Origin of the sequence: Nitratidesulfovibrio oxamicus, from assembly GCF_015731765.1 — a bacterium.
Taxonomy (GTDB): Bacteria; Desulfobacterota; Desulfovibrionia; order Desulfovibrionales; family Desulfovibrionaceae; genus Cupidesulfovibrio; species Cupidesulfovibrio oxamicus.
On sequence record NZ_VRYY01000257.1, the window covers coordinates 1 to 3,701 of the forward strand.

General features: G+C 66.7%; 4 protein-coding genes and 1 pseudogene. 3 read left to right on the forward strand and 2 right to left on the reverse strand.

Annotated elements, in window-relative coordinates; translation table 11 throughout:
• Positions 1-233, forward strand: a pseudogene (locus FVW20_RS19720) (bifunctional nuclease family protein); the annotation flags it as partial.
• A gap of 520 nt (positions 234-753) precedes the next feature.
• Positions 754-1,413 (forward strand): histidinol phosphate phosphatase domain-containing protein, encoded by a 660-nt coding sequence (locus FVW20_RS09735; protein WP_196609271.1) that lies wholly within the window; start codon positions 754-756, stop codon positions 1,411-1,413.
• Positions 1,414-1,470: 57 nt separating this feature from the next.
• Here the strand turns inward: FVW20_RS09735 and FVW20_RS09740 are convergent, their stop codons facing one another.
• Both FVW20_RS09740 and FVW20_RS09745 read right to left on the reverse strand, forming a co-directional pair.
• Positions 1,471-1,932, reverse strand: coding sequence for a CesT family type III secretion system chaperone (locus FVW20_RS09740; RefSeq protein ID WP_196609272.1), 462 nt, complete (start codon positions 1,930-1,932; stop codon positions 1,471-1,473).
• A 33-nt stretch (positions 1,933-1,965) separates the two neighbouring features.
• Positions 1,966-2,892 (reverse strand): hypothetical protein, encoded by a 927-nt coding sequence (locus FVW20_RS09745; RefSeq protein ID WP_196609273.1) that lies wholly within the window; start codon positions 2,890-2,892, stop codon positions 1,966-1,968.
• Between the two features lie 357 nt (positions 2,893-3,249).
• Here FVW20_RS09745 and FVW20_RS09750 point away from each other — a divergent pair.
• The coding region (locus FVW20_RS09750; RefSeq protein WP_196609274.1) for a hypothetical protein at positions 3,250-3,701 on the forward strand (452 nt) is incomplete at its 3' end.

The window sequence follows — 3,701 nt, forward strand, 5'->3', positions numbered from 1 at the left end:
CGGGCCAGCCCCCGTGGGCCGACGGCGAAGCGGGCAGCCCCATCAGCGTGGAGCAGATCACCCGCGTCCGCGAGGCCATGGGGGATCGGCGCGCCGCGAAGCAAAGGGCTGGCCAGGCCGCTGATCCGTCGGCAGGCCAGGCAACAGATCGCCCGCGCGACCCGCACGCCCTGGAAGAGCAACTGGCGGAACTGCTGCGCTCGCTGGACCCGGAAACCAAGTACCGCATGTAGCACGCTTGCGCCTGGCCTTGCCGGTTGCAATCGCAATCCCGCCCGTCTTGCTGCATGGGCCATGCGGCGCCCCGCCGTGGCGTGGCCTGCCGCGCCGACAGGCCGTTTCTGTCTGTCTGCCATCTTCGACGGCCAGTCGCCTTTAGCGCCCCCCTCGACCGACAGCCCCTTTCGTTGACCGGGCATCCTCGCCGCCAAACGCGTACCGCCAGCCCTCCCGTGCCCATACCCCCGGCTTCCGCACCCGGATTCCGGTGACCGTACCCGCGCGGGGCACCATGCACGGGGCCTGGGGTTGCGCCCGACGCGCCCGTGGTGTACCGGTGGCCCACGATTTTTCACGCAATCGGACCCGCCCGGGCGCAATCGGGGGCAAACGGGCGACCGTCATCCCCACGGCATGGGCTGCCTGCACACATGCCGCGCGGGTGCCCCGCGCTCACCGCCTCACGGCGACGCACGGCGGCACGCGGCGGATGCCTCGCGCCGACACCCGTACGCCTACTTCCGGAGCCACCCCATGATCGACCTGCACGTGCACACCTGCTTCAGCGACTCCTCCATGACGCCCGCCACCGCCGTGCGCTTCGCACGCCTGGCAGGCTATCGCGCCGTGGCCCTTACCGATCACGCCGACGGTTCGAACATGGACCTCATCCTGCGCCAGGTGCTGCCCATGGCCCGCCAGTACGGGCTGTACGCAGGCATAGAGGTCTTTGCCGGGGTGGAACTGACCCACGTGCCACCGGCCCTCATTCCCGACGCCATCCGCGAAGCGCGGGCGCTGGGCGCGCAACTGGTGGTGGTGCACGGCCAGTCGCTGGCCGACGTTGTGGAGACGGGCACCAACCTTGCCGCCATCGAAGGCGGTGCGGACGTGCTGGCCCACCCCGGCCTGCTCACCGCGGAAGACGCCGCCTACGCCGCCGAGCGCGGGGTGCTGCTGGAAATAACCACCCGCCCCTCGCACGCGCTGTCCAACGGTCATGTGGCCATCACCGCGCGCGCCGCAGGCGCCCGACTGGTCATCAACAACGACGCCCACCGCAAGGAAGACTTCGTCTCCGCCGAAAAGCGCCGCGCCGTGGCCCTGGGCGCGGGCCTGGCCCCTGCGGAAATCGAAGCCGCCGAACAGACCCAGCGGCAGTTGGTGGAGCGGCTTGTGCGCACCGCCCGCTGAACCAGCCGGGGACTCCTGCCCGCATCGCGGGCCGATCCCTGACGCCGGATGCTCGCATCAGACCTTGATGAATGTCGCGCCGCTCTCCGCCGGGGCGGCATCTCCCGTTCCCGATGCAGGCACAGCCGACCCGTCGCCCAGCGTCCGCACGGCCTCGCGAACGCTGACGGAGTAGTCCAGGAAGTCACGCAGCCAGCGTTGCAGGGCATCCAATCCTAGATATGCCAACGGCAGTTGCGAACGCATCGCCAGCCTGCCGTCCGCCACCCCCAGCACCGGTTTGGGGGCCGCCTCGTGCGGGGTAAGGTTTTCCTCGAGCAGCCGTGCATACCCGCTTTCTCCGGGTGTGAACGGACCAAGGTCCATGAGCAGGGTCATCCATTCCGCCGGATCGTTGGCCACCACCAGCAGGGCTTCGTCGTCCACCGTCAGCGCATAGGCCGGGGCGGCGTCGCGCGGTTCCATGCCCGCCTGCGCGAAGAAGTCGGCCATCAGCAACGAGAAGTAATTCTTTTCCATGTCTGTCTCCGCCACGCCGCGCAACGCGGCGCCCTACTGCATCAGTTGCGCGGAATACGCGTGGAACCCTACGGAATATGACGTGCGGGCCATGAGATCCTGAAAGAATTCCGCGAAGCGCGCGGGGGCCTCATCCCGTGCGCAACGGATGGTGAACTGCCCGAAGTTGGGGTCGAAATAGTCCATGCGCACCCTGCCATCCCCTCCGGCGCGTATGCTGGCGGTCACCGCATGGTTTACCGGCAGATGGCAGTGCAGGGAAATGTCCGCGAACACGGGGCCGCCCTGCGCCAGCCCGTCCAGCATGCGGGCGGCCAGTGCGCCCCCGAATCCGGCAGGATCCGTCATTCGCTCGACTTCCACCCCCGTAGCCCCCATATTGGGATAACTGGTGCCAAGATCGCGGACATCCTCGATATACGCACGCTGGTTGACGACATACCTGGCGGGATCAGCATTCACGTCCACGCCCTTCCACCCGGCCAGCAGGTTCTCTCCCTGCACGGGGTCGGTCTGCATTGCCTCCATCCATTCCCGGCACAACGCGGCGCACACCCCGGCGTTGGCCATGCCATGGTGGCAAAGGTTCCTGTAAAAATCGCCCATGGACTGGCAGAATGTTTCCGTCCACTGCGCACCGCCCTTAAGCGGCAACGGATTCTGCCGCGCGGAAAGAAACAACGCCCGGAACAGTACGGCCTCGGCACAGCCGGGCAGCAGTTCGGCGCGCATTCCCTCCGGACCGGCATGCCGCACAGTGTTCGCCACGTGCCGCGCCATGCTGCCCGCAAGCCCTGCCACCAGGCCCAGCACCGGGCCGCCCGCAACCGTCGCGCCAATGCCAATGGCCGCCGAGCAACTGTCCGGCAGGCACACCCGCGCAAGGTTGTACACCGCATACCCGGTCACCTTCAGTGCATGCGCCAGCCGGTGGGTGCCAAACTGGACCTGTGCGTTCACATGTTCCTGCGGAGCTGGTCCCTCCTGTGCCAACAACGGTACTCCGGAAACGTCCTGAACCTGCGACATCGCGCACCTCCTTGCCCGGCGCGGCCGTTATCCCGCCCGAACGGGCCAATCCCCGTATCCCGAAGGCGAGGGGTGTTTTCGGGATACTATACGCACCATGCTATTCCAAGAAAAACGTGCACTGGATGATTGTTCTCATGCCTGCTTGGTCGCAGCCACACCCGTCGGCAGAAATCCGGTGCCTCGACACCGGTACGCTCCGGCCTAAAGTTCCGTCACGAACTGCCGATGGGAACCATGTACCGCGGCTGTCCGGCCGCCGGCTCCCCATCCCGCAGAGGTGCGGCCATGCTCGATTATTACAGATTCAAGGAAATCCACGACCTGTTCATGAAAGGCAAGACCGAGGAAGCGCGGCACGTACTGATGGAAATGCAGTCGCGCTACGTTTCCCTGTGCGACGAAAACACCATGCTGAAAATGCAGGTGCAGGAATTCGAGGACATCCTCTACCTGTCGCGCAATCTTGTCTTTGACGGGTTCTGCTATTGGCTCATCACCGGCAACATCAAGCAGGGGCCGTTCTGCCAGAACTGCTACAACCGCGACGGCGTTCTGGTGCGCCTGGCCGCCCACGAGGGCATGTGGCAGTGCTCCACCTGCGGCACCGTGCATGACCGCGAACCGCGCTACGGCATGCCCGCACCCGGCTTCGGCCTGGGCGCGGCGCTGGCCACGGCCCATGATGCCGGGCGCACCGCACTTGCCGACCTTGCCGACCTTGCCGGCAGGACGGGACG

What these genes read in the sequence shown, in the direction of transcription:
- FVW20_RS09735 (WP_196609271.1), top strand. Translation starts at nt 754, where the DNA reads ATGATCGACCTGCACGTGCACACCTGCTTCAGCGACTCCTCCATGACG.
- FVW20_RS09740 (WP_196609272.1), bottom strand. Translation starts at nt 1,932, where the DNA reads ATGGAAAAGAATTACTTCTCGTTGCTGATGGCCGACTTCTTCGCGCAG.